At 60.9% G+C, this 23,597-nt stretch carries 21 protein-coding genes; 14 read left to right on the forward strand and 7 right to left on the reverse strand.

The window, feature by feature from the left end; genetic code table 11:
* Positions 1-97: 97 nt before the first annotated feature.
* From Enr13x_RS32765 to Enr13x_RS32775, 3 genes are all read left to right on the forward strand, one after another.
* Positions 98-4,414, forward strand: a complete 4,317-nt coding sequence (locus Enr13x_RS32765) for a cadherin-like domain-containing protein (RefSeq protein ID WP_145391092.1) — start codon at positions 98-100, stop codon at positions 4,412-4,414.
* A gap of 125 nt (positions 4,415-4,539) precedes the next feature.
* Positions 4,540-4,926, forward strand: a complete 387-nt coding sequence (locus Enr13x_RS32770) for a hypothetical protein (protein ID WP_145391093.1) — start codon at positions 4,540-4,542, stop codon at positions 4,924-4,926.
* 246 nt (positions 4,927-5,172) lie between these two features.
* Positions 5,173-6,594: a VWA domain-containing protein gene (locus tag Enr13x_RS32775; protein WP_145391094.1), complete on the forward strand. Its 1,422-nt coding sequence runs from the start codon at positions 5,173-5,175 to the stop codon at positions 6,592-6,594.
* Positions 6,595-6,782: 188 nt separating this feature from the next.
* On the opposite strand, the gene Enr13x_RS38550 is transcribed toward Enr13x_RS32775, so the two are convergent.
* The 5 genes from Enr13x_RS38550 to Enr13x_RS32800 form a co-directional block, all read right to left on the reverse strand.
* Entirely contained in the window at positions 6,783-6,971 is a 189-nt protein-coding gene (locus Enr13x_RS38550) for a hypothetical protein (protein WP_197455524.1), read from the reverse strand.
* A 17-nt stretch (positions 6,972-6,988) separates the two neighbouring features.
* Positions 6,989-8,026, reverse strand: a complete 1,038-nt coding sequence (locus Enr13x_RS32785) for a hypothetical protein (protein ID WP_145391095.1) — start codon at positions 8,024-8,026, stop codon at positions 6,989-6,991.
* Positions 8,026-9,153: a hypothetical protein gene (locus Enr13x_RS32790; protein WP_145391096.1), complete on the reverse strand. Its 1,128-nt coding sequence runs from the start codon at positions 9,151-9,153 to the stop codon at positions 8,026-8,028. The genes Enr13x_RS32785 and Enr13x_RS32790 overlap by 1 nt, the downstream gene beginning before the upstream one ends.
* Before the next feature lie 85 nt (positions 9,154-9,238).
* Positions 9,239-9,586, reverse strand: a complete 348-nt coding sequence (locus Enr13x_RS32795; protein WP_145391097.1) for a hypothetical protein — start codon at positions 9,584-9,586, stop codon at positions 9,239-9,241.
* Positions 9,587-9,661: 75 nt separating this feature from the next.
* Positions 9,662-10,657, reverse strand: coding sequence for a YheT family hydrolase (locus Enr13x_RS32800; protein ID WP_145391098.1), 996 nt, complete (start codon positions 10,655-10,657; stop codon positions 9,662-9,664).
* Between the two features lie 33 nt (positions 10,658-10,690).
* On the opposite strand from Enr13x_RS32800, the gene thpR reads away from it, so the two are divergent.
* The 10 genes from thpR (at position 10,691) to Enr13x_RS32850 (ending at position 19,949) form a co-directional block, all read left to right on the forward strand.
* A complete protein-coding gene (thpR, locus tag Enr13x_RS32805; RefSeq protein WP_145391099.1) occupies positions 10,691-11,263 on the forward strand; it encodes an RNA 2',3'-cyclic phosphodiesterase in 573 nt (190 codons plus the stop codon).
* 164 nt (positions 11,264-11,427) lie between these two features.
* Positions 11,428-12,204, forward strand: a complete 777-nt coding sequence (locus tag Enr13x_RS32810; RefSeq protein ID WP_145391100.1) for a Uma2 family endonuclease — start codon at positions 11,428-11,430, stop codon at positions 12,202-12,204.
* Positions 12,205-12,322: 118 nt separating this feature from the next.
* Positions 12,323-14,323: a LamG-like jellyroll fold domain-containing protein gene (locus tag Enr13x_RS32815; protein WP_231743920.1), complete on the forward strand. Its 2,001-nt coding sequence runs from the start codon at positions 12,323-12,325 to the stop codon at positions 14,321-14,323.
* 261 nt (positions 14,324-14,584) lie between these two features.
* Complete coding sequence (locus tag Enr13x_RS32820; protein WP_145391101.1) at positions 14,585-15,526, forward strand: type II secretion system F family protein; 942 nt, start codon at positions 14,585-14,587, stop codon at positions 15,524-15,526.
* Positions 15,523-16,593, forward strand: coding sequence for a type II secretion system F family protein (locus tag Enr13x_RS32825; RefSeq protein ID WP_145391102.1), 1,071 nt, complete (start codon positions 15,523-15,525; stop codon positions 16,591-16,593). Before Enr13x_RS32820 ends, Enr13x_RS32825 begins: the two co-directional genes overlap by 4 nt.
* An 8-nt stretch (positions 16,594-16,601) precedes the next feature.
* Positions 16,602-17,678: a type II secretion system F family protein gene (locus tag Enr13x_RS32830; RefSeq protein WP_145391103.1), complete on the forward strand. Its 1,077-nt coding sequence runs from the start codon at positions 16,602-16,604 to the stop codon at positions 17,676-17,678.
* Between the two features lie 15 nt (positions 17,679-17,693).
* Positions 17,694-18,206, forward strand: a complete 513-nt coding sequence (locus Enr13x_RS32835) for a hypothetical protein (protein WP_145391104.1) — start codon at positions 17,694-17,696, stop codon at positions 18,204-18,206.
* The gene (locus tag Enr13x_RS32840; RefSeq protein WP_145391105.1) at positions 18,203-18,736 is read left to right on the forward strand and encodes a PulJ/GspJ family protein; all 534 of its coding nucleotides are present in this window, start codon (positions 18,203-18,205) and stop codon (positions 18,734-18,736) included. The genes Enr13x_RS32835 and Enr13x_RS32840 overlap by 4 nt, the downstream gene beginning before the upstream one ends.
* On the forward strand, positions 18,733-19,113 hold the full coding sequence (locus tag Enr13x_RS32845; RefSeq protein WP_145391106.1) for a hypothetical protein: 381 nt from the start codon (positions 18,733-18,735) through the stop codon (positions 19,111-19,113). Before Enr13x_RS32840 ends, Enr13x_RS32845 begins: the two co-directional genes overlap by 4 nt.
* A complete protein-coding gene (locus tag Enr13x_RS32850; protein ID WP_145391107.1) occupies positions 19,110-19,949 on the forward strand; it encodes a DUF1559 domain-containing protein in 840 nt (279 codons plus the stop codon). Before Enr13x_RS32845 ends, Enr13x_RS32850 begins: the two co-directional genes overlap by 4 nt.
* Here Enr13x_RS32850 and Enr13x_RS32855 read toward each other — a convergent pair.
* Together Enr13x_RS32855 and pyk are read right to left on the reverse strand one after the other, a co-directional pair.
* The gene (locus tag Enr13x_RS32855; protein ID WP_145391108.1) at positions 19,946-20,911 is read right to left on the reverse strand and encodes a phosphotransferase; all 966 of its coding nucleotides are present in this window, start codon (positions 20,909-20,911) and stop codon (positions 19,946-19,948) included. The genes Enr13x_RS32850 and Enr13x_RS32855 overlap by 4 nt on opposite strands.
* Positions 20,908-22,338 (reverse strand): pyruvate kinase, encoded by a 1,431-nt coding sequence (pyk, locus tag Enr13x_RS32860; RefSeq protein ID WP_145391109.1) that lies wholly within the window; start codon positions 22,336-22,338, stop codon positions 20,908-20,910. The genes Enr13x_RS32855 and pyk overlap by 4 nt, the downstream gene beginning before the upstream one ends.
* A 208-nt stretch (positions 22,339-22,546) precedes the next feature.
* Here pyk and Enr13x_RS32865 point away from each other — a divergent pair, with 208 nt between their 5' ends.
* Complete coding sequence (locus tag Enr13x_RS32865; protein WP_197455525.1) at positions 22,547-23,371, forward strand: SDR family NAD(P)-dependent oxidoreductase; 825 nt, start codon at positions 22,547-22,549, stop codon at positions 23,369-23,371.
* The last annotated feature ends 226 nt before the right edge of the window (positions 23,372-23,597 follow it).

The raw sequence follows: 23,597 nt of genomic DNA on the forward strand, positions 1-23,597 counted from the left end.
GCTCTGCGCCTGCAGAATCCAACTCCTCCGATTCGCCACTTGACAGACCCCAAGTCACCGGCAAACCACGTTCTACTTCATCTTTCCGGAACCCCAGATGAAAAGCCTGCGTCAGTTGCTCCGCCGCCGTTTGCACTCCTCCAGTGTGGAACGCCCCCAGAAGCGTCGAGCCACCAAGCATCAACACGGCGGCGAAATGACACGACGGCTGAGCACTCAAACCCTGGAACAGCGTCAGCTACTCGCAGGTGACTTGCAAGTCGCCCACAACTATTGGAACGGCTACGACGTCAACCAGGACCTTCAGATCTCGCCCAGCGATGCGTTGAGCGTGATCAACTACTTGGCGACCTCGCAAGCCAACGGCGAGCAGGTGGGGGGCGGCACGGTAGAAGAATTTGCCGGCCGGAAAGTGGACGTCAACGCCGACGGCAACGTGACCCCCAGCGACGCGTTGAGCGTGATCAACGCGTTGGCTCGCGGCGAGCAGTTGGGTGAGTTGGTCGAATTCTTGTTGAGCGCCCGCGACGAGGACGACAACTTGTTGCCGACCAGCAACGGCGTCGTCCAAGCGCCCGGCGTCGGGATCGACAATTCGTTCTACTTGGAAGTCGCCTACGACGACCTGCGAACCTTCGGTGATGACAAAGGGGCGTTCACGGTCTTTCCCGATCTAGGCGTCAGCCAAGGCGGCATCTTGCAACCGGTGTTGCGTGAAACGCAACAGATCATCATCGGCGAAGAAATCCGTTCGACAGTCTCCGGCTCGGTGACCATCGGCCGTGAAGGCACCACCGACACCGTTGACATCAGCATTGGTGACATCCAAGGCGGCTTTTCCACGGCACTGGCGGGCGCGTTGGTCAACACCTTCGGGTTGACCGCCGACGATTTTGAAATCAGCGAACCGACCGCGCTCAAGGGCGAAAACGGACAGGACCTGGGTTTCGAGATCTTTTACAAAGCAGACGCCTTCGGCAACGTCGACATTGCCGACCTGACGTTCACCCCCAACTTTGACAACACGGTCCCATTTACCTTCCGCGAATTCGCACCGTTTGAGGCCGACGGCGTCACCCCGAATTCCTCCGCGGTCCGCTTCAATCTGGACTTGCGAAGCCGAACGCTGCCCAACAACCAAGAGTTTTACAACTTCATCAATCGCGGCTCGTTTGATGAGGCGGTCGGCTTCACCGACATCGGTGGTGGCGGTGGCGTTTTCACCGATGGAGTGCGAGCGGCCACCGGTGGAACGATGCCGGACGTCGTCGATGTGTTCCGGATCGAGGTCTTCCTGGATACGGAACTGTCCGATTCCGGCCCCTTGATCATCGATGTCAATCCGGGTGAAGGCGTCGACCCGCTGACACTCTACGGCAGCAACGACGTCGTCACCGAAGACTTGATTTTGATCGATGATGACGCCCGCGTGACGATCAGCACCGGTGCCGTTGCGATCAACAACCCGCCCACCGTTTCACCGGTTCCCTTGGAAATCACGGTGTCCGAAGACGACTCCAACTCGTCGCCGAGTCTGTTGACCGGTGCCAGTGATGTCGACGGTGACACGTTGTCGGTCAGTGGCTTCACCTTCACCGGTGGGGATCAAACGGGAGTCACGCTCGTCGGAAACACCATCTCGATCACGCCGTCGAGCTACAACAGCTTGATGGTGAACGCATCGGAGGTGGTCACGGCGACCTACAACATCATCGACGGCAACGGCGGAAGCGTCGGGCAAACACTGTCCTTGACGATCAACGGGGCCAACGACGCGCCGGATGCCGGGGCGGATCTCACGGCGACCAACGACGAGTTTGATCCCCAGTTCGACATCGATCTGCTGCAGAACGCTTCGGACCCCGACGGCGACACGCTCAGCATTTCCAGCATCACTCAAGTCGGCAGCGATGACACCTCCGGCGTCACCCCCGACCAGGCCAACAACCAAATCACCGTCAACCCGGCAGCCTACGCCTATCTTGAGCAGGGCGAAAGCGTCACCGTGACGTATCAATTCGAAGTCTCCGACGGCAACGGCGGGACCGACACGGCGACGGTGGCCGTCACCATCAACGGCGACACGCCCAACCGGGCTCCGGTCGCCAGCGGGCCGGTGAACTTGGCGGTTTCCGAAGACGACGCCGATACCTCGCTGGACCTGCGAACCAACGTCACCGACCAAGACCCCGAAGACACGCTGTCCGTCGACGCCGCGACCATCGTGACGACCGGCGACACATCGGGAATCACCGTCAACGGCAACTTCCTGAACATCACCCCCTCCGCGTACAACTCGCTGGCCGCCACGGACACCGAGGTGGTGACCTACACCTATGACGTCATCGACGGTGAAGGCGGCAGCGTGGAGCAGACCGCAACGATCACCATTGCCGGAGCCAACGATGCCCCCGTGGTCACCGCCGCGGTCACCTCGACGGTCACCGAAGACGACGCCAGCACCGACGTCGACCTGCTCGACGGGGCTTCCGATCCCGACAACGGCGACACCGTCTCGGTCGAAAACGGTTCCCTGGTCCGCCAATCCGGTGATGACAGCGGCATCTCGGCCAACGGTACCAGCGGATTGACGATCGATCCCTCCGCCTACAACAGCCTGGCGGCGGGCGAATCAGAAGTCATCATCTACGACTACAACCTGACCGATGGCAATGGTGGCACGATCTCCCAGTCGGCGACGATCACCATCACCGGTGTCAACGACGCACCCTCGGTCGGTCAACCGCTCACCCTGACCGTCAGCGAAGACGACGCGGCACAGTCCATCGATCTGCTCAGCGGTGCGACCGACCCCGACACCAACGACACCCTGATCGCCGAAAGCCTGTCCTTCAGCAGGGATGCGTCCGCGTTCACCCTGGTCAACGACAACACACTGACGTTTGACCCCAACTTCTTCAACGGACTCGGTGCGACCGAAGACGCTGAAGTCATCGTCAATTACGACGTCGCCGACGGCAACGGTGGCACCGCCGCCCAAACCGTCACGGTCACGGTCACCGGAGTCAACGACGCACCGGTCGTCTCCGGGGCAATCGACGAGACGTTCTCCGAAGATGCCGGCACCCAGGCGCTCTCGCTGTTGCTCGGCGCCAGCGACGCGGACACCAATGACGTGCTGACCGTTGAGAACGTCTCCGTGACCGGCGACGACAGCGGCATCACGCGAACCGGTGCCGACCTGAGCATCAACACCGCCGCCTACGATAGCCTGGAAGAAGGCGAATCGGTCCAAATCGTGTTCACCTACGAGGTCACCGACGGAACCGCGACCGTCAACCAAACGGCGACCGTCACGATCACCGGCGGTGCCGACATCCCGATCCCCGGTCCAGACATCAGCATCGAGCTTGATGAAAACGACCCCAGCCAATTCGTCGATCTCCTCCAGGGTTCGACGGACCCCAACAACGACCCGCTGTCCGTCATCGAAGCCAGCATCCGTAGCGGTGACGCGAGTGGCGTGACCATCGACGCGGCGAACAATCGATTGGTGGTGGATCCGTCCGCCTATGCGGATCTGGAAGACGGCGAAACCGAAGTCATCATCGTCGACTACCGCGTCAGCGATGACAACGGCAACTCGGCCCCGCGTGTGGCGACGGTGACGATCATCGGCCAGACGCTCGTCCCCTCGTCGATCTCCGGCCAGCTGTTCATCGACCACCTCGAAAACCGCGACGCCGTCCGTGGCGGTGCCTCACCGATTTACAACGGGGTCAAAGATGACGACGAAAAAGCCCTCACCGGTGTCACCATTCGACTGATCGAAGTCACTTCGTCGGGCGAAATGCAAATCGCATCGGTACTGACCGACATGCAGGGTGCGTACTCGTTCACCGGCGTGCTGCCGGGAACCTACATCGTTGAATACGATATCCCCGACTCGGTTCATCACAGCGGCAGCACCCGTGGCCAAGTCGTGATCAGCGAAGCCGGCGGTGAAGCGGCATCCGGCCCCGCCCTCAATGCGACCGGCTTGATCGGTGTTCAACAACGTTTGGACTTGCTGGCCAAGTCCTACATCGATGCCGGCATCATCGACACCAGCAACTTGCCCGAAGGCCTTGCCGGTGGATCGGTCCAACTCAACGCCGACGGCAGCATGCAGATGTTGGTCGCCGGTGAAGGCTTCGACCCGGAATTCGCCGAACTCGTGCTCAACGAAGCCCGCGACGCAGCCCTGCTGACGATCATCGATTCGGCTGACGGCAAAGTGAAGTCCGCGCGATTGACACTGGACCAATTCGTCGTCACCAGCGACGGAAAAGGCGTGCGATTCTTCGGCTCGGTGAACGACTTCGATTTCGTCGAAACCAGCGAAGACTTGGTCCAAGAAGAATTCGACGATTATCGCAATGCGATCGACCGTGCGATGGCGTCAGGCTTCTGATCCGACGCCCCGACACCTTTCGTAAAACGAAACCGCTGGTGACAATTCACCAGCGGTTTTTTTGTGGTTCCGTGTCCCTCCGGGATTCCCTTTTCCTGCCCCCGACGTTTCCGCCATCACCCACCGTGCACACCATTCGCCTCCGCCGTCCTTGGTTGCGTTCCATCGATCCGCAATCCCCGCCCGACAAGGTGGATGTCCCCGACACCGCACCGCTGGCTGCGACCGGAGGCGATCGGGTGACGTATCGGCGCGCCTTCAACCGTCCCACCGGGTTGACGCCGACCGATGGGGTCTGGCTGTCGATTTCGCATTACGCGGCGGACGCGATCGAAGTCCGAATCAATGACACGCTGATCAGCCGATCGACCGCCGGCGAGCCGATCCGCGTCAACATCACCGCGGATCTGCAGACGTCCAATCAATTGGCCATCACGCTGAAATCGAGTGAATCGTCGCCCGCGGCACTCGACGGCGCGGTGACGCTGGAGATCGAATCGGTTGATTCCTAGGATCGAACGGAAAATAAGTGTCGGATCCTGTGAGTGGGATAGGCTTCCAGCCTGTCATTCCAGCGTCGACAGGCTGGAAGCCTATCCCACTTATTTTCCGTGCGTTGCTTAGCCGCGGAAAGCACTCGGGGGATGCGGTCCAACCCGACCGCTTTGCCGTGGGGTGATCGGGGCGTTACGATGGACACGTTCGTAGCGTGTCCATCGTTTTGCTTTTGGTAATCCTTTTCAGCGGAGAACCTCGCCATGCCACCCGGTCCAGCGACACCGATTCGCCTCGCCGTGTGTCGCGTCTCCTGTCGGGTCAGGTGTCGGTCCGTCGTCTGGCCGATGACCATCGCGGTTTGCCTGGCGGTGATTGCTGCGTCGATTCCGCATCCATCCGCCGCGGCCGATCGCAACGAAGCCCGCTTTCGTCGCTTGCTGACCGGTCGTCATGACGAAGCCCGTGTCGCGGCGCTGCGGTCGGTCCCGAGCGACTTCCAAAGCCGATTGTACGCGTTGCCGATCGTCGCCGACGCCTTGGAAACGCTTTGCGAAGACGCCCGTTTCGACCGGGCGATGAAACAGGGCCAGCCAGAACTGCCCGGAGGCGTGCGATTGATGATTGATTTCATCGGCACGATCGATCGCCCCGAGGCGACCGCGTCACTCGTCGACTTACTCGACTGCGGTCGTCTGACCTGGGCGATGGCCTCGATCCAAACCCTCTGCAAACACCAACACCACACCGCCATCGAGGACGTCATCGGCCTGATCGATTCCGAAGCCTTTGAGGCCAGCTATGGATTCCGGTTCACGCTCGCACGCGGACTGACGGAGATGAAACATCCCGACGCGTGGGAAGGCCTGGCCAAACTCTTCGAGCGCGTCGATGGACAACTGGCACACCGACTGGACCAGGAATTCCAACGCGTCACGAGCGAAGATTTCGAGGGCGATGAGGAACGCTTCCAGGCCTGGCGAGGTCTGGTCGGATTGACACCCGCAGCGAAGTCTCCCTCGCCGGATGCCTTGGACAAGGCCGCCGAGATCCTTCGCCAAGACGGCAAACCGGAACTGCCGCTACCGCAGCGGATGGGATTGCAGCCGGCCAAATCCGCCGCCTCGTACGCACGCGAAAAACGATTGAAGCCGTCGCACTATTACGGAATCAATATCTATGCCAAGCGATTGCTGTTCGTGATCGATCGCAGCGGCAGCATGAAGACGGTGGTGGGCGGCCATGCCAGAATCCAACGCGCCAAAATGGAATTGATCACCGCGATCAACGGCCTGGACGAACAGTGCCAGTTCGGCATCCTGGTGTTCGACAACGATGTGCGTGCCTGGCGCGAAGAGTTGGTCGAAGCCAACGAGACGAACAAACGCAATGCGATCCGATTTGTCGAGTACTTGTCCGCCGGTCGGAGTACCAACACCTACGCCGCGCTGCGTCGATCGCTCAACTTTGACCCACAACTCGAAGCCGTCTTCCTGTTGACCGACGGCGAGCCGACGTACGGACAAGTCGTCAACCCGTCGGCGATCTTGCTGGACATCCTGCGCCGCAATGAAGTCCACAATGTGACGATCAACACGATCGCGATCGCCGTCGAACCGCTGATGGCGACGTTCTTGAGAAACCTAAGCGAACCCAGCAACGGGGAATTCCGTGAGGTCAGGTGAAGGCGTAGGAGAGTCGCGTGGGACGCGATTGGAACAGTGCGGGACGTGGCAAAACGATGGAGGCAATACAATGTCAAGCCACCCAGGACGACACCACCTGCCGCCCCATCATTCTGCCGCCCCATCATTCTGCCGCCCCATCATTCTGCCGCCCCATCATTCTGCCGCCCCATCATTCTGCCGCCCCATCATTCTGCCGCCCCATCGTCTTGCCCCCCATCGTCTTGCCCCCCATCGTCTTGCCCCCCATCGTCTTGCCCCCCATCGTCTTGCCCCCCATCGTCTTGCCCCCATCGTCTTGCCCCCATCGTCTTGCCCCCATCGTCTTGCCCCCATCGTCTTGCCCCCATCGTCTTGCCCCCATCGTCTTGCCCCATCGTCTTGCCGCACCCGCTCACTCCTTCCCCACCACCGAGCCCTCGATCGTCTCCGGCTGCTTCAACATCGTGGCGGTCAATTGTTTTTCTCGTTGATGGGTGTGCCACAGTTTCAGCGACAGAAACAGGGTGGCGAAGGTGACGACGAACGCGATCACGGTCAGAAACAGTGGCTGCAGGTAATTGACCGAGACGTGCGCGATGGCTTCACCGCCGGCCTTCATCGTCCGCCCGGCGATGCCGGCCTTGCTGACCACGATCGGGTTTCCGTCGGCGTCGAAAACGATTTCATCACCGCCGAGAATGCGTTCCGACTCGGTCAGGATGATCGTGGTCGTCGCGGCGGTGAACAGCGTCTTGCCGGGATTGTCGGCGGCGAACCGGCCCATGAAGCCGACCATCCGCTCGGCATCATTGCGTAACAGCGACAACACGCCGTTGCGTGGCGTGGTCGGCAGCGCCGCCAGATCATCGGCGTGCCGGCCGACGGCGATGGCTTGATCGCTGGTCAGTTTGGTCGCCAGCTCCGCCCCGTCATCGCCCAGCACGCGGGCGAGCATCCCTCCCACGCCCGGATGTTTCAACTCGCTTCGCAGCGCCGAAACGCCCACGCGTCCGACGGTTTGTGCCAGTTCGCGTCCGGCGGGCCCGGCCGACAGACGTGCCAGTGCCGCGCGAACTTGGGACTCGGGCAATTCATCCAATGCGGCCAACAGCGGTGCCAACTCGGGGGCGTTGTCCAGCGCCGTGAGTGCTTCGGGCCCATACTTGCTGGCCAGCCGACCGACCTGTTCGGCCGCCTCCTGGCCGCCTTCGCGGACGGCCGCGGCGCCGACCCGCTCGGCCATTTCGCGTCCGCCCTGGCGAGCCAAAAACTCGGTCGCCTCCTCGGTGCCTTCTTTACCAAAATACTTCAGGATCGCGCGGGCGACCGACGTTCCCGACAGCACCCCCAACGGTGCGCCCGCGCGGGCGACAGGCCTGGGACCGATCGTGGCCAGGGCGACTAGGATTCCGATCAACGCGAGTGTCAAACGGCGACTGGCATTCATCATCACAACGATTCTCCGTCGACAATTTGCTGATAGAAACGATCACGATAGGCGTCACGCAATTGGCCGCACAGGTTGGGCAAGGCATCCTGAAGACCGATCCGCGGCCGCGCGGCGACACCCGTTGCTTCGTTTGTCGTCGCGTCGACTGGCGACGCCCCACCCGAAATCAAGGTCGCCTCCAGATCGTTCAGGTAGACGTGCATTTGCCCGGTTAATTCCGTTTCAAACCGTTCGGTCATCCACCAGTCGATCACCAGACCGATCGCCAATCCCGCCCCGAAACCGACAACCGCACCGACCGGCCCCCCGACCGATCCGCCGCCGGCACCGGTCGCCGAAGCCCCCACCGTCGCGCTCGCACCGGCCGCCGAGCTGATCGCCACCGAGGGTGCAAAGCGGACCAGCAAGCCGGCAACCACCGATCGTGCGGCAAACGCGCCGACTTCGCCGAGCACCAACGCGCCGAGCATGTTTTCCACACTGGTCGTTCCCTGACCGGCCGCGTAACGGCCCAGGTCGGTCGATAATTCTCGAAAAAAGGCGTCGTGTTGTTCCAATTGCACGCCCGGCAAGTCGGACGTCGTCAGAGCGGCCTGGACGCGCGTCAGCATCAAGGTCTGATTCGCGTCGACGTCGCGACGAAATTGCAGCAGCGCGGTGGAGATGTCATCGAGCAGCGTTGCTTCGGAGAACAAATGCGATTCAAACTTCTCCTGCACGTACGCTTCGACGCGGCCATCGCTGGTCCACCAGCCGCCGGGCATGCGTTTCAGCACGCCCAATCGCGTGGACAGGCTGGTCATGTCTGCGACAAACGGTTCGACCCCCGCGTGGTAGCGCTGCAAGGTTCGATCGATTCGTTGCAGACATCGATCGGCGGCCGACCGGTTCAATGCATCGACTTCGGTGATCAACGGGATCACTTCGGCGTCATAAAACCGCGCCCGCGCGACACGCCGCTGCGTCTCGGAATCCTGAACCGAAGCCGACCGCTGCGGCATCGTTTGCGGCGCTGCCCGTGATGTCAGTGGCTCCGCCTGGGGCTGAAGCGTGACGCCCAGCGTGATCAACGCAACCGCGGTGGCGACCGTCAACGGCACCTTCAGGGGCGTGTGGCGGGGAAGCATCTGATCTGCCGTTTCTGATCGTGGCCGAACCAATGTTTCATCTCCCCCGTTTCGAAGCCGGCCCGCAGCGTCTCGGACGACGTGCTTACGATGCCCAGAATTTCCACTTGGACCGTTTGGGAGTCGGTCGCTTGGGTTGCACGCCTAACACGCCCCACTGTTGCGTCTCGCCAACCTTGATATCGGCCACTCTCAACAGCGATGCTTCCTTGAGTTTCCGAATCAATCGATCGTTTCTGTCGGTCTGGACCACTTGAACACGGTTTTTAAATTGAGCCATGGCAGACATGATCGCGGACAAAGCCTGACGGGCAGAGGTCGGTTCCCCGAAATCTTCGATCACGAACACCGACTCATTCTTGGGACGTCCCACGGTATCCGCGAAACGCCATCGGTCGCCCTCCTGGTCCCAGCCGTGGTAATCACCAGCCATTGCTATGCCTCAGTCCCAAACGACCCGAAACTCAATTGATTCAGTCAGTAGCTTACACGAAGAACGGCGGCACAATCAAAGTCGATTCAGCCAAGCGATCAAACAATCATCCATCCAATGCGATCGCCGCCGGCCGACAAAACCTGCGTGCCCCCCGGTTGCGGTCAACAGCACCCGGGTTTGCTCGGGCCAGTGCGCATTGGTGAAGCAGTCCGCCGGGACAATCGGATCGTCCTTTGCCGCCAGAACCAAGGTTTTGACGGGGTTGGACGCGGTGACGTGGGTCGCCCCACACTGTCGGTAATACGCCAAAGCCCCCTCGAAACCGCTCAACGGGGCGGTCAGCCGATCGTCCAGCTCGAGCAGCGTTTTGGGGCGACCGAGCGACGCGATTTTTTGAAATGGCTCACGCTCGCGGACCGCCGGCGCGATGCGTTCAAACAGGGTGCGGATGAAGTAGTAGTTGTACAACCTTCTCGAGAGCCGCTCCATGTTTTCGCTGCAGCGGACCAGATCGATGGGCGGGGCGACCACCGCAATTCGCTCCAGCCGATCAAACCACTCCGGTCTGGCATCCAACCCCGCACCGATCCGACCGGCCAGACGCAGCAACTGGTTGCCCCCCAAGGACACGCCCGCCGCGGCCAACTGCGCACTCGGATCCCGCCGCGCGACAAAATCCAACGCCGCCAACACGTCTTCGCTGCGGCCGGCGTGACTCAAACCCCGCGACAAATCCCGGGCCGCACCGCAACCTCGCATGTCCACGCGGTAAACCGTCCAGCCCAACTGCACGAACCGGCCGGCCAGACGAATCATGTACGGCGAACCGTGACAACCGCTGAGCCCGTGGAACAGCACCACCGAGCGTCTCGCCCCAGCATCGACCGCCCCACCATCGACCGCAGCGTTCTCATGCAGCACAATGGCATCCCCGTCGGGCAACTCCACCACGTGGTTTGCGTCAGGGGCGATCTGTTGCCCGGGTGCCCGAAGCGATGCGAGCGTTTGCAAATGCCCGCCGCGGATCAACAGGTCGGGCTTAAACGGCGGGGGCACAAAGTTTTTCATTTCCCGGTCAGTGTAAAGAAACGCGTTGGATTCATGCAAACGATCCGATCCTTCATCTCCATTCCGGTCCCCCCCGCCGTCACCTCGGCCGCCGGAAAGATCATGAAACGACTCAAACCGCTCGACGACAGCTTCAAATGGGTGCCGATCGACAACTTTCATTTAACGTTGAAGTTTCTCGGCGAAGTCGACAACGTCGAGGTCCCCGCGGTTTGCAAAGCGATTCGCCGCGTGACCGACGACATCGAACCCTTCGAATTAGGGTTTGCCGGGATCGGCGGTTTTCCCAACGCCGAGAAACCGCGTGTCGTCTTTATCGGGGTCGACGACCCCACCGGAAACCTGGTCCAACTGGTCGCCGGCCTGGAAAAGCAACTCGCCGATCTGGGTTTCAAACCCGAACCACGCGACTACACCCCGCACCTGACCCTCGGACGCACCCGCAGCAATTCCCGGCGGGGCGGCGATGCGCTGGTCGACGCGATGCAGGATCTGGCCGACATCGGACTGGGCGAAATGGTGGTCGACGAAGTCCACCTGATGGCCAGTTTTCTTGACAAGACCGGACCGACCTATCAAGTCATGGACACGATCGAATTGGAATAGTGGTGCGTCAAATGTTCAACCGAGGGTGCCGCGGAAAAGGGGTCAGGTACCAAAAATGCGAAGCACCCTGCGGGCCATTTGGTTTTTGGTACCTGACCCCTTTTCCGCTCGACAGCAATAGCCGTCGTTTGCCGCGCGGCGGCCGGCCGGATTAAACTGGTGGGATGAGCACCGTCCCCAACCCCGATGCCTCGCCGCCGATCACCCCGGCGGTCACCGATCCGCTGGCGGGGAAATCGCCGCCGGCCGATTCGCCCCCTGCCCACCCGCCGCGGAACCTTTCCGTCTCCGATCGCGTGGCGGACGTGCTGACGGATTTGGGCGGCATTGCCGCCGATCGCCTGCACTCGCGACTCGCCGAACCCGCCGGCCCCGACGAACTACTCGCGGCGCACCGGCAAGGCAACTTGTGTGAATTGATTGATGGCTACTTGGTGGAGCGTGCGATGGGGTATCGCGAGTCATTGATTGCGGCCGTTTTCATCGAACTGCTCAACCAGATCGTACGGACAAACAAGCTCGGTGTCGTCTCGGGCGCCGACGGATTCTTCCGCTTGTCCCCCTCGCTGATCCGCGGCCCCGACGTCGCGTTCACCTCCTGGGATCGTCTTCCCGACCGCAAGGTTCCCGCCGAAGCCTATCCCGCCGTGATCCCCGACCTGGTCGTTGAAGTGGTCAGCGCGGGCAACACGCGAACCGAAATGACCAACAAGCGACGAGACTATTTCGCGCGTGGCGTGAAGTTGATCTGGATGGTCGATCCGGATCAACGCAGCGTCGCGGTGTGGCGATCGATGACCGACTACCGCGTGCTCGATGAAACGCAATCGCTCGACGGCGAAGACGTGATCCCGGGTCTTTCCATTCCCTTGGGCGACGTCTTTCAAGTGCTCAACGGACCCGATGAAGCACCCCCGGACGGGAATGAAGGTTCCGTTTAGTTTTCCCAACAGACGTTTCCCGGTTTCATCGCGGCGTTCTAATGACCGTGTCGATTGAAACATCGATCGGAATCGGTTTCACTCCCATTTCTCTCCCACCCTCTCTCCCATCGCTTCCATGAATCTTGCTATGCGTGTCTCACTGTTCGTTGCCACCGCGCTGTTCACATCCGTGATCGCATCGGCGCATGAAACCGGCGGCGATCACCCGCACGACCACGACACCCCGCCAAGCGTCTTGACGACGCGGTCGGCGGCAAAAGTCATCGCGCCGACGGTCGCCGAAGACGGATTTCAGTTCATCGTCTACGGCGATCGAACCGGGGGCGTTCCCGCCGGTTTAAAGGTGCTCGAACAGGCCGTCGCCGATACCAATTTGCTAGACCCCGATCTGGTCATGACCGTCGGCGATCTGATTCAAGGCTACAACGAAAGCCCCGAATGGCTGGAGCAAGCCGACGAGTACAAACAGATCATGAATCGTCTGAAGATGCGGTGGTTCCCGGTGGCGGGAAACCACGACATCTACTGGCGCGGCAAAACCCCCGCGCCGCCGGGACACCACGAATCCAACTACGAAAACCATTTCGGTCCGCTCTGGTATTCCTTCCGCCACAAGAACGCCGGGTTCATCGTCCTGTACAGCGACGAAGGCGACCCGACGACCAACCTGAAAGCCTTCAACGCCGGCGCATTGCAACAGATGAGCCAGCGACAACTCGACTTCCTCGACCAAGCGTTGAAGGATCTGTCCGGGCAAGATCATGTGTTCGTGTTCTTGCACCATCCCCGCTGGATCGGCGGCGGCTACACCGGATCCAACTGGAACACCGTCCACCAACGCTTGGCCGACGCGGGCAATGTTTCCGCAGTCTTCGCCGGGCACATTCACAAAATGCGTTACGACGGCGTCAAGGACGGCATCGAATATTACGCCTTGGCGACCACCGGCGGACACATCCCCGGCGATACGCCGATCCCCGGTGCCGGCCATCTGCATCACTTCAACGTGGTCACCGTGCGTCCCAAACGCATCACCGTCTCGTCCCTGCCGGTCGGCGCGGTGTTTGACCCCAAACAATTCACGCCCGAGTTTTTGAAAGAGATTGAATTGACCCAATCGATTCGACCGAAACAACGTTCCGAAGATGTGATGCTCTCCTTCGACGGTTCGGCGACGGGTGAAGTCAAACTGGAATTAAAAAATTCCGCCGGGCACCCCGTCGAGTTGACCATGCTGCTGTCCCGCGAATCGTTGGAGAGCCAGTGGTCATCGACGCTCGATCACCAACACGTGACGCTGCAGTCGGGTGAAACGAAAACCGTGGAATTCCTGCTCCGCCGTGGCTCGAACACCGACGTCGGAAACAGCACCCCGGCGGTCACCCTCGCCAAACGCTACCTCGGCGAGAACGTCGCGGTCGACTTGCCCGAGACGGAGTATCCGATCGGGCTGCAATTGAGCGAGGTGCCGGCTGACTTTTTCGATCCGTCGACCAATCGATCGCTCGTCGTCAGCGACGAATCGTCCGCGATCGCGATCCGCGACGACGCGTTCGAGTTGCCCGCCGGTCCGTTCACGATCGAAACTTGGATCAAACCGACACGGCAAGATGGCTTTGACGCGATCATTGCGAAAACACAAAGCTCGGACTACGCGTTTTTCTCCGACCACGGAATCGTCCAGTTCGACGTGCACCTGGGCGGCCGCTACGTGTCGGCGATCAGCCCCGACGCGTTGCCGTTGAACCAGTGGTCGCACCTGGCCGGCGTCTACGACGGAAACAACGTGGTCTTGTACATCAACGGCAAACGGGTTGCATCCAAGCCCGCCAAGGGGAAACGCAAACCCAATCGGTTGCCGTTGTTTCTCGGTGCCGATCCCGATCAGGGTGGAAATCCGACGCGATCGTTTGTGGGCCAATTGGACGAGTTTCGATTGTCGACGGGAGTCCGCTACGGTGACGACTTCACGCCAGTCAAACGCCACGAGCCCGACGCGTCGACCGTGCTGTTGCACCACTTTGATCGCACCGTCGGACCGTTCCTGCTCGATCACAGTGCGTCGGCCGCCAACGGATTGCTCGGCAAGACCAGCCGACTGGTTCCGGTCCAGTAGAGGACAATGCGTTCCAAGGACAAAGTGGGGTAAGCATCCTGCTTGCCATCCCCGCCGGCTCCGCCGGCGAGTTCGGCAGTCAGTAGGGCATGCTGTGCATGCCATTCGTCACGCACAGCGTGACCTACACCCTGCCGCCAAAAAATCGTGCCCGCCTCTGGCGGCATTCACGATTAATTTTTAATCGATCAGACAAATTCGCGACGCCGGCGCATCAGCCTTTTGCCCTGATGATCTCTTCCGCCGCCGGCAAGCATTTTCATGTCCGACACCACCGCTGCGCGACTGCTCTCTCTCAACCAGCAAGCGATCGCAATTCTTGGCCTGAACATCCCGTTGGACTTCGGACTCGGCAGCGAGACGGCCGAACGGCTTCGTGACATCAACGAGCGGTTGCTCGCCGACGCGGGGCGAGACCTTTCGCCCGAGGCGTTGCTGGAAAAGCATGACCTGCCGGAGCGGTATCGGGCGATCGCACGGATGCTGCTGGCGTCCGACGATCCCGTTCCGGTGTTCGAGTCGATCGCGATCCAAGAGCTTGATCGCGACGCGGCAGCCACCCCGCTCCGCCAAGCGATCAAAGAACCCCTGCTCGTCGCCGGGCTCGCCTACCTGGGAATGATCCTCTTTTGCACGTTCTCGGTTCCGTCGATCGAAACCCAATACACCCAACAGGGGTTGTCCCCCAGCGGTGTGACGCAATGGTTGATTGCGATCCGTGGGGCGATGCCGTATTGGATCATCGGCGTTCCGGTCCTACTGATCGCGGGCTGGTGGATCTGGCGTCAACTGGCCAACGGCCCGCTGTTGGCACTCTTTCCGGGCGGCAACGCGTACTCGCGTCTGCTGGCTGCCGAATCACAATCGCGGCACTTGGCGGTGCTGATCGCATCGGGTGTCGAACAAGAAACGGCTCTCTCGCTGGCCAGTTCCGGTGTTTCTCCACGTGTCCCGATCCGACCGATCGCCGAAAGCATCGTGCGCAGCGGAGCCCCACAGACGCGATCGCGAGCGTTGACCCGTCTGGCAGGGTTTTACCATTTCCTGGCCGGTGACCGCCGTCAGACCCTCTTTGCAAAAGTGCCCGCATTTCTCGGTTTGTTGTTCGCCGGCCTGATCGTGCTCGGCTACGGCCTGGCCACGTTTCTGCCCTGGATCGCGATCCTGCAAAGTGGCGGCGTCACGGAGGCCTTGAACCGATGAGGATTGAATCCCAAGGCGACGACTCGCGCGGCGAACCGACACTGATCCCGATGAAGTCGCTGTACGATCGTATCGAACAGGTGAAAGCGGCGCGGAAGGACTTGCCGGCGCAACTGCAAAACATCGCCCAAGAGATCCCGAGTGCTTGGACGCGTAATACGCTTCGCCAACTCGCCGCCGCCCTGAAAGACAACGCGACTCCCGCACAGCTTGTCGCCCGATTCCCAGAGCATTGCTGGCTGCTGACGCTCCAGTCTTCGGCGGCGACGACCGATGCGTTGACCGCGATGCTCGAACAGTCCGCCTTTCAACACAGCCTGCGCACCAAAAAGATACGCACGATCGCCTATCCGGTGGTCCTGATGCTGATCGCGATCACCTTGCTGATGGCGGTGATCGCATTGCTGGTGCCCACGTTTGATGAAATGTACCAGGAGTTCGAGTTGCGACTGCCGGCGCCGACCGAGGCGTTGATCAATCTCTCCCGCGGGATCAACGCCCATCCCCTGCTGGCCCTCACCCTGCTCGGCACCTTTCTGGCCGCTGTGGCGGGTGTCTTGTGGGTCTGGATCGGCGACAACCCGATCAAACGCAGGCTGTTCGGAACGTCGGCGCACGGCCCGATGATGAGGCAATCGCTGGCCAAGGTTGCATTGCAAGTGGCGGAATTGGTCGACGAAGGCATCGGATTGGACCGGGCACTCAAGATCGCCGCCGAATCCAATCCCGACCTCGCGATGCGCAGCCTGATCGGCGATCTGGCGATCCAAGCCGGCCATGACACCAGTCACTTGCACCGCACGCGATCCGCCCTGATCTTTCCACCGAACTTTCTGTTTGCACTGCACCCCGTCGCACCATCGGCGCAGCCCGTCACCGCCACGCCCAACACGACGATGCTTCGCGAACTGGCCGCCAGCTATCGTGACCTGTCGATGCGTCGCAAGGACTGGGTCGCCTTCATCCTCGGACAGTTCACCGTCATCAGTGTCGGTTTGATGATCGGCTTTCTCGTCCTCGCGCTGTTTTCGCCGATGGTCAGCCTGGTCTCGTCTCTCTCCTCCTGATCGCTCCCATGTTCAATTTTCTATCCGGACTCCTTCAATCGATGCTTCCCAGTGGTCTGGTCGGCAATTCGACGCGCAGCAAACAGAACGCGCTGCTTCGAATTCTGGCACTGTCCCACTCGCAACGTTTGGATCCGAAAACGCTGATTCGGAATTTGGCGGCCGAGCATCCCGGACGCTACGGCAAAAAACTGATGCTGCTTCAGCGCTGGATCGCCGCGGACAGTTCGATGAGCGCCGCACTGACGCACACGCCGGGTGTTTTGGATGAAGACGACACGTTGGCCATTCAGTGTGCGATTGAAACCCAAACGCTGGATGAAACGTTTGCGTTCTTGCTGGACCGCAGCGATGACGCGTCCCATACCGCGGCCGGTGAAATCATCCGCGGCATGCTCGGCTACGTCCTGGGGGTGCTTGGTTTTGCCCTCTTGGTCGCTTCGTTTTTGATGATTTTTATCGTCCCCACCTTCGAGCAGATCTTCGAAGAATTTGCGATGGAACTGCCCCCGCTGATGCTAGCCCTGGTCCAATTCAGCGACACCTTCGCGGCCGTGTTTCCGATCGCACTGATGGTCGTCTTGGGCGTCTGCTTCCTGATGCTCTTTGAGGACGTCCGGCGTGGCATTCGACTTTCCCTACTGGGACGACTGATGCCGACGACCGCCGAGCGACGCTCCGCCGGTCTGCTGCGTTTGCTGACCGTGCCCACCCGGCAAGGCACATCGATTGCGCCGACGCTGACCGCCGCGGCCCAGTTCCATCCCGACCGCCGAACCCGAAAACGCCTGCTCCGCGCCCGCACCGATGCCCAGACCGATGCGGACATCTGGATTCAATTGGCTAACCAAGGTTTGATCAGCAGAAACCAGGCCGACAAGATCAACAAAATCGAATCGCCGCCACTACGCGGCTGGACCCTCAACACCTTGGCCGTCAAACAACGAAGACATGCCTCCCAAAAAGCGGAATCGCTGGCCCGCGTGCTGCAACACGTTCCGATCCTTGTCCTGGGGCTGTTCGTCGGTTGGATCACGATCGCCGTCATGCAAACCCTGACCAGCCTGGTCACTTCACTCGCCTAATCAAAATCCGCTTCCATGCTCCACCAACACCAACACCAACACCAACGAAAACGCGACCGACGCAACGGGCTTGTGCTGCTCGAAACGTTGATCGCCGCCGGCGTCACCCTGGTCATGCTCTCGGTCGCAGTCCCGATGGTGATCCGCTCGGCACGGATTTGGAAACAAACCCGCCACCAACAGGTCGCCGCCGATGAACTGTCGGGACAAATGGATCGCCTGATCGCGATGTCGGCGGAACCCAGACGGCAAGCGTTGGAAGAACTGACCGTCTCACCGGTGATCGCAGAAGTCCTCCATGACGCGACGATCGACGGAACGCTCGTCAACGACGAACACGGCAAACGGATCGAGTTGTCAATCCAGTGGACACGCGCCGGTGACCCGCTGCCGGTCCGACTGGTCGCCTGGGTCGATCCGATGCCGACAACCTCCGCGGAATCCCCCAGCCCCGGCGACGCCGCCTCCGGCGGTGCTGAGTCTGGCGAGGCTGAAGCTGCCGAAAACGACCCGGAGGATCTCCAGTGAAATCGTTGCCCCGAACCCGAGCAGCACGCCGCGGATTCACGCTCCGTGAACTGACCGTCGCGATCGCCATCGGCAGCTCGGTGATGATGGTTGCCGTCGGCTTGGTACACCATGCTTTTGACTGGTCGACACTGGCGCGACATCGACGCTTGGACGACCAGACGTTTTTTCATCTGAGCCGCCAACTCCGCGACGACCTGCACCTCGCCAACCAGGCTGACCTGGATTCCGGCGACACGTCCGGCCAGTCCCTGCGACTTGCCGTCAACGGCAACGAGGTGATCTACACCATCACGGGTGTTACCGTCACGCGCACCGAACGTGGCGAGGATGCGGTGGTTCGCAACGAAGTCTATCGATTCAAGCGTCCGCGGACGCTCAAGTTGACACGATTAGAAGCGGACAACCAGCTTCAACTGGACGTCAAATCGATCACGCCCTTCGCCGAATCCGAAGTCCCACTTTGGCGATCGCTGCGAATGTCGATCGGGTTGCGGTTACGCCATCAAAACGGAGACATCGCATCATGAGGTTCCAACCAAAACGCCGACGGCGTGGCACGCTGATGATCGGCGTCCTCGCTTGCCTGATCGTGGTCGGGTCGCTGATCGGGCTGATCGCCAAAGACGCGGTGTCTGCCCGGCGTGAAACCCGCATCCGGTTGCAAATGCACCAATCCCAGCGATTGCTGGACGCGGGGATCCTGCGGGCGGCGATTCAATCGAAACGAAACCCCGACTACCGCGGCGAAACCTGGCAACCGCAGCTGTCATTTGCCAGACGAGACGCCGCGGCAACGGTCACGATCTCTGTCGACGACGACCAAACGACCGTGACCGCCAAACTCGGCACCGCGCCCCACATCACCACCCAATCCCACGTTTACTCATCGAGCGAAGTCCAATGAAACGAAACGCATTTACCCTGGTTGAATTACTGGTCGTGATCGCGATCATCGGCGTGCTGGTCGGTTTGCTGTTGCCGGCCGTCCAAGCCGCACGCGAAGCCGCACGCCGCATGTCCTGCTCCAACAACATGGTGCAGATCGCTCTTTCGGTCCATCATTACGAATTCTCGATGGAACATCTGCCCGACGGAGTGACCGACGACCAAGGCCCGGTCCGCAACGAAGAGAATGCCGGCAACCATATCGGCTGGATGGCACGCATCTTGCCTTACATCGAACAACAAGGTGCGTTCGCAAGACTGGACCTCCGCAAGAGTGCCTACAGCCCCGAAAACGCAGAAGTGCGTGCCTATGAAATCCCAACGTTTCGATGCCCGTCCAACCCAACCACGTTCGGACGCGATGGGATAAACCGAGTCGGCACCTCGGACTACGCCGGCTGTTATCACGACGTCGAAGCCCCCATCGACGCCGACAACAACGGCATCTTTTTCCTCAACAGCTCACTCCGCTTTGCCCAAATCACCGACGGGTCGACCAACACGATCATGATCGGCGAACACCTGGGCGACAAAGACACGTTGGGCTGGATCACCGGAACCCGGGCGACCTTGCGCAACACCGGGGAATTCGTCGAGCTGACCTACAACGATCACATCAACCAAGAACTCGGCGCGTTGGAGGTCGGCGGCTACGACAGCTACCACGCCGGCGGAGGCAACTTCGCGATGGCCGACGGCGCGGTCGTTTTCTTGACGCACAACATCGACGAACAGGTCTACCGCTACCTCGGAAACCGAGCCGATGGCGAACTGATCGACGAATCCGATCGTTAATACCCCAAGACGCGATCGACCATGCGTCGGCTGTAGTCGGTCAGCTTGGGATGTGTCGCGCACCAGCCGCACAGGAAGCGGTGGAAGTCGGCCCAAGCCCAGGGGAACAGCGAGCGCCATTCCCGCTCCAGGTCCTCGGCGATCGACGGATCGAGCCGCGCATGCAGTTCGCCGAAATAGACGTCCAAACACTCCGCTTCGCGACGGTCACATTGCTCGTCGCTCAAACAGCTGCCCATCAGGTACGCCAAGTCCTTCATGCCACAACCGCCGCCAACGTATTGAAAGTCGACCGCGGCAACGGCGTCATGGTGATCCCCGAAGCAAAAGTTGGCGACCTTGGCGTCCCCGTGCACGAGTGTCTGGAAGCGACACGCCGACAAGCGGTCGTCGATCTTGGCGGCGGCGTTCTTGAGCGGACCGGCTTGCATCGCTGACCATTCCTCCGGCCGCGTCTGCAGATGCCAGTACGTTCCGGTTTCCCACAGCCCCGTCGGGACTCGCCCCAGAAACGTCGCGTGAAAATTGGCCAACCAGCGGATGCAGGCGTGAAGTTGCCGATCACTCAGCCGCCCGCAACGGCTGGGAAAACCGGCCGCGTCGAGATCTTCCAACACCAACACACGGCCCCCGGCAAACGACTCGATCGCGTGACAGGATGGGACGCGACATCGCGGATTGCACTCGTGACACCAATCGCGATACCAATTCGTTTCGACTTCGTAGGAACGCAACTTACGGGCATGCGAAACATCACCGGACCAGCCCCGCGGATTGGCCACGCCGAAGCCCGGCGGCGCGATGTGTTTGACGATCACCGACGACGGCACGTCGTCGCCGCGGAGCGACATCCGCAGGATTTGACCGTACCCGCTCCACAGCGATTGGATCGGCTCGGTGGCGATCACGCCGTCGGCATGGACCATCCGACAGACGAACGACTGTAATTCCTGTTCGTTCATTCCACCGTATGAACGACAACGGAATTGTGCGCATTCTCGGTCACGCCGCTGCCGCTGACAAAGACGATGCGATCGCCGGTCTTGAGATAGCCTTTGCCTTTCGCCCAATCACACACCTCGGCGCGGATCAGCGCGGGATGTTCCATCTGTGACACCCGACGGGGTTTGATGCCCCAAAACAGGTTGATCCGCCGCAGGGTTTCCGGACAATCGCTGACGCCCAGGGTGGGAATCAGGCTCCGCGATTTACTTTTGACCCAGGCGGTCCCGCCGCTCTTGGTGGCGATGATGATCATCGCCGCACCGATCGCTTCGGCGATATTGGTCGCCGCGTACGTGACCGCTGTCGTGATCGGGTGCACGCGGTTGGTGATCGTGCGATCGGACATGTCGTGCCGCAGTGATTTCTCGGTGAACTGCATGATGCGGCTCATCATCTGCACGGCTTTGACCGGATGATCCCCCACCGCCGTTTCACCGCTCAGCATGCAAGCATCGGCACCATCCAAAATCGCGTTGGCGACATCGCTCGCTTCGGCACGCGTCGGTCGCGCACTGTGATGCATCGATTCCAACATTTGCGTTGCGACGATCACCGGTTTGATCTTTTCCTTGCAGACGTCAATGATCCGCTTTTGCGCCATCGGCGTTTCGGCGACATCGATTTCGACGCCCAAGTCACCGCGAGCGACCATGATTCCGTCGGCGACGTTGACGATCTCTTCCAGGTTCTCCATCGCTTCGGGTTTTTCGATCTTGGCGATCACCAGCGCCTCACAATCATGCGCCGACAAGACACTCTTGAGCGAATAGACGTCTTCGGCGGTACGCACAAACGAAAGGCTGATGAAGTCGATCTCGTGATCGGCGGCCCAGATCGCGTTCTTGATGTCCTTGCGTTGCAGTGCCGAAACGGACAATTTGACACCGGGCAAATTGATTCCCTGGCGGCTACGGACTTCGCCGGCCGCGGTCACGCGACAGACGGCGCGCGAGCGGTCGACCGAAACCACCTCCAACGCCACCAATCCGTCGGCCAACATGACGCGATTACCGGGACGCAATTCGTCGATCAGCTTGGGGTAGCTCGCCGTCACCTCGTGTGCCGTCGTCGGCTCGCCGTCGCGCAGAAACGTCAGCTCCATCCCGACATCGCACTGCAGGGGGTCGCAGAACAATTCCCCCAAACGAATCTTCGGACCGGCCAAGTCCAATAGAATACCCACCGGAGTCCCCGTCTGCTCGGACGCCTGACGGATCGCCACCACCTTCTTTTCGTGATCGGGGATCTCCCCGTGAGCGGTGTTGATGCGAAAGACATCCACGCCGGCGGTGATCAACTCGGCAAGCTGCTCGGGCGAATCACAGGCCGGGCCGACGGTGGCGACGATCTTGGTGCAGGACTGATGAAGCGTCGGACTGGGCATGGTCAATGTTGGAGCGTGAGTAGCGTTTCCGTCCGGGAGTGTGACATTTTGTAGCGTCCCAAGCCGTATCTGCAAAGAAAGCGCGCCGCGGGGTCACTGTCGATCACCGTTACTTTGCCTACAATGGGCCGATCGCTCCCATACACCGAATGGTCGTGATCACCTCACTTTCTGGCCGCCCTTCCCTTCCCTGCCCTCCCCCGCCCTCTTGCCCGAACCACCCCCAACTGCTGACGTCTCGACCGCGCTCGTCACCGGCGGCTCGGCCGGTTTGGGCCAGGTCATCGCGGCGACATTTGCCGACGCCGGATACCGGGTCGTCCTGGTCGGGCGATCGAGCGAACGACTCGATGCGGCAAAGCAACAACTGGACACGCAACCGGGGAGAGACATTGTCACCCTGGCCGGTGACGTCGGTGTTCGTGAGGACTGCGATCGAATCGCGAGCACCATCGAGGATCAATTCGGACGTCTCGATGTGCTGGTCAATTGCGTCGGCACCAGTGACCGCGGACTGGCCGGCGAGCTGACCGCGGATCGCTTGCATGAACTGATCGATCAAAATGTGGTCACCACCCTGCTCTGCTGCCAGGCGTTTGCGCCGCTGTTGGAATCATCACGCGGCAGCATCGTCAACATCGGATCGCTCGCCGGCAAAGTGGGCGCCCGATACCTGGGCGGCTACAACGCGGCCAAACACGCGCTCGCCGGACTGACCCAACAATTGCGTCTGGAGTGGCGGGACAAGGGGATCCACGTCGCCTTGGTCAGCCCCGGCCCGATTCGCCGCGACGATGCCGGCACACGTTACCGCGATCGCACCGACGCGACGTTACCGGCAAGTGCCTCCGCCCCCGGCGGGGGAACCAAAGTCAAGGGCCTGCCAGCGGCAACGGTTGCCCGCGCCGTGCTCGCCTGCGCTCAAAAACGGCGCACCGATGTCATTCTGCCGGGCTATCTACGACTTCTGATCGTGCTGGGAAACGCCTTTCCGCGACTCGGTGACTGGCTGCTGCTCAAATTCACAAGCTGAACCCTTGTATCAGTTTGTGTCGATTTGATCACGACCCTCGCCCCTGTTTCCGCGAGTGAGACGGTGACGACCAGTTCAAGATTGACTTCGTCGCCAGCTTCACTAACCTTTATACTATCCCGCCGCTGCTGCGATCGGCCCCCACCGGTTCCCCGCCAGCATCCTGCCCCCCTCCACAACGTCCGACTCGCAAGACACGGGCGTTTCCAACGACTAACGAGTTGCC

The sequence above is a fragment of the Stieleria neptunia genome (assembly GCF_007754155.1).
Taxonomy (GTDB): Bacteria; Planctomycetota; Planctomycetia; order Pirellulales; family Pirellulaceae; genus Stieleria; species Stieleria neptunia.

What these genes read in the sequence shown, in the direction of transcription:
- Enr13x_RS32765 (WP_145391092.1), top strand. Translation starts at nt 98, where the DNA reads ATGAAAAGCCTGCGTCAGTTGCTCCGCCGCCGTTTGCACTCCTCCAGT.
- Enr13x_RS32775 (WP_145391094.1), top strand. Translation starts at nt 5,173, where the DNA reads ATGCCACCCGGTCCAGCGACACCGATTCGCCTCGCCGTGTGTCGCGTC.
- Enr13x_RS38550 (WP_197455524.1), bottom strand. Translation starts at nt 6,971, where the DNA reads ATGGGGCAAGACGATGGGGGCAAGACGATGGGGGCAAGACGATGGGGG.
- Enr13x_RS32785 (WP_145391095.1), bottom strand. Translation starts at nt 8,026, where the DNA reads ATGATGAATGCCAGTCGCCGTTTGACACTCGCGTTGATCGGAATCCTA.
- Enr13x_RS32790 (WP_145391096.1), bottom strand. Translation starts at nt 9,153, where the DNA reads ATGCTTCCCCGCCACACGCCCCTGAAGGTGCCGTTGACGGTCGCCACC.
- Enr13x_RS32795 (WP_145391097.1), bottom strand. Translation starts at nt 9,586, where the DNA reads ATGGCTGGTGATTACCACGGCTGGGACCAGGAGGGCGACCGATGGCGT.
- Enr13x_RS32800 (WP_145391098.1), bottom strand. Translation starts at nt 10,657, where the DNA reads ATGAAAAACTTTGTGCCCCCGCCGTTTAAGCCCGACCTGTTGATCCGC.
- thpR (WP_145391099.1), top strand. Translation starts at nt 10,691, where the DNA reads ATGCAAACGATCCGATCCTTCATCTCCATTCCGGTCCCCCCCGCCGTC.
- Enr13x_RS32810 (WP_145391100.1), top strand. Translation starts at nt 11,428, where the DNA reads ATGAGCACCGTCCCCAACCCCGATGCCTCGCCGCCGATCACCCCGGCG.
- Enr13x_RS32815 (WP_231743920.1), top strand. Translation starts at nt 12,323, where the DNA reads ATGAATCTTGCTATGCGTGTCTCACTGTTCGTTGCCACCGCGCTGTTC.
- Enr13x_RS32820 (WP_145391101.1), top strand. Translation starts at nt 14,585, where the DNA reads ATGTCCGACACCACCGCTGCGCGACTGCTCTCTCTCAACCAGCAAGCG.
- Enr13x_RS32825 (WP_145391102.1), top strand. Translation starts at nt 15,523, where the DNA reads ATGAGGATTGAATCCCAAGGCGACGACTCGCGCGGCGAACCGACACTG.
- Enr13x_RS32830 (WP_145391103.1), top strand. Translation starts at nt 16,602, where the DNA reads ATGTTCAATTTTCTATCCGGACTCCTTCAATCGATGCTTCCCAGTGGT.
- Enr13x_RS32835 (WP_145391104.1), top strand. Translation starts at nt 17,694, where the DNA reads ATGCTCCACCAACACCAACACCAACACCAACGAAAACGCGACCGACGC.
- Enr13x_RS32845 (WP_145391106.1), top strand. Translation starts at nt 18,733, where the DNA reads ATGAGGTTCCAACCAAAACGCCGACGGCGTGGCACGCTGATGATCGGC.
- Enr13x_RS32850 (WP_145391107.1), top strand. Translation starts at nt 19,110, where the DNA reads ATGAAACGAAACGCATTTACCCTGGTTGAATTACTGGTCGTGATCGCG.
- Enr13x_RS32855 (WP_145391108.1), bottom strand. Translation starts at nt 20,911, where the DNA reads ATGAACGAACAGGAATTACAGTCGTTCGTCTGTCGGATGGTCCATGCC.
- pyk (WP_145391109.1), bottom strand. Translation starts at nt 22,338, where the DNA reads ATGCCCAGTCCGACGCTTCATCAGTCCTGCACCAAGATCGTCGCCACC.